This window comes from Brevundimonas sp. (assembly GCF_004210735.1).
Lineage (GTDB): Bacteria > Pseudomonadota > Alphaproteobacteria > Caulobacterales > Caulobacteraceae > Brevundimonas.
This window is the reverse complement of sequence record NZ_SDZL01000152.1, coordinates 1-1092: the sequence shown is the minus strand read 5'-3', so window position 1 is coordinate 1092 and position 1092 is coordinate 1. Positions and strand designations below refer to the sequence as shown.

At 64.7% G+C, this 1092-nt stretch carries 1 protein-coding gene; it reads right to left on the bottom strand.

The window, feature by feature from the left end; all coding sequences use genetic code 11:
- On the bottom strand, nt 1–1092 hold a 1092-nt coding region (locus EON91_RS14550; RefSeq protein WP_292096140.1), incomplete at both ends, for a TonB-dependent receptor.

Sequence of the window (1092 nt, the reverse complement as noted above, 5' to 3'; positions counted from 1 at the left end):
CTGTATGTCGGAAACTTCGTAGGTGAAGGCCGCAGCGTTCAGGCGGAGCGAGTCGAACAGGGTCGACTTGAAGCCGGCCTCATACGACATGACCGTTTCGGACTGGGCGAGCGACGGCGGGTTGAAGAAGGCGACGTCACGGCCCTGGATCGACGGGCCACGGAAGCCATCGGCAACACGTGCGAACACCGAGAAGTCCTGCGTGATGTCGTACATCGCGCTCACGTCCCAGCTCACATACTCGTCCGAGATCTTGCGGTCGTTGGTCGTGTCGGCCGGAACCGTCAGCTTCTTCAGGTCGTCCGTGTAGCGCACGCCGCCCGTGACGGTGAGGGCGTCGGTCAGGTCATAGCTGAGCTGGCCGAAGACGGCCCACGACTTGTTCTCGTGTTTCAGCGTGGCCGGCGGCGGGAAGCCCGACGGTCCGACCGTGGTGACGGTGAAGGCGCTGTCGAAATAGTAGACGCCGGTCTGCCATTGCAGCGGGCCTGCCGTGTCGCTGGCAAGGCGGATTTCCTGCGTGGTCTGGCCGAGCTTGTCGATCGAGTCCTGCGTGTCCGAGTCGAACGGGATGAAGCCCGGGCCCACGCCGGCGATGCCGCCGTCGATGTCGCCACGGCTGTAGCCGTTGGCGCTCTCATAGCCGGTGATCGAGGTCAGCTTGATGTCGCCGAAATCATAGCCGATGTTCGCCGAACCGCCCCAGGCGTTGTACTGCTGCGGGTTGTTGCCGCCCTGGTTGTAGCTCACGCGGTCGCGGTCATAGTTGCTGTTGAGGCCGTTCGGCCCCAGCACGTTGGCGCGGAACACAGCGGCGGTGCCGTCGAGATCGCGGCCATGCACGTTGAGCAGGATGTCCATCGCGTCGACCGGCTTGAGGGCGACCTGCAGGCGGCCGGCCAGCTCGTCGAAGCCGCCGAGATTGTCGTCGCCGGCCAGTTCCGTGTTGTCGATCCAGTCGTCGCGGTGCTGATACAGCATCGAGCCGCGAACCTGCACGCCCGGGACGATCTCGCCGCCGATGCCGCCGTCAAACGTCTTGGTGCCGTACGAGCCGTAGGAGGCCTGCGCGTTGTAGTCGAATTCTTCGGT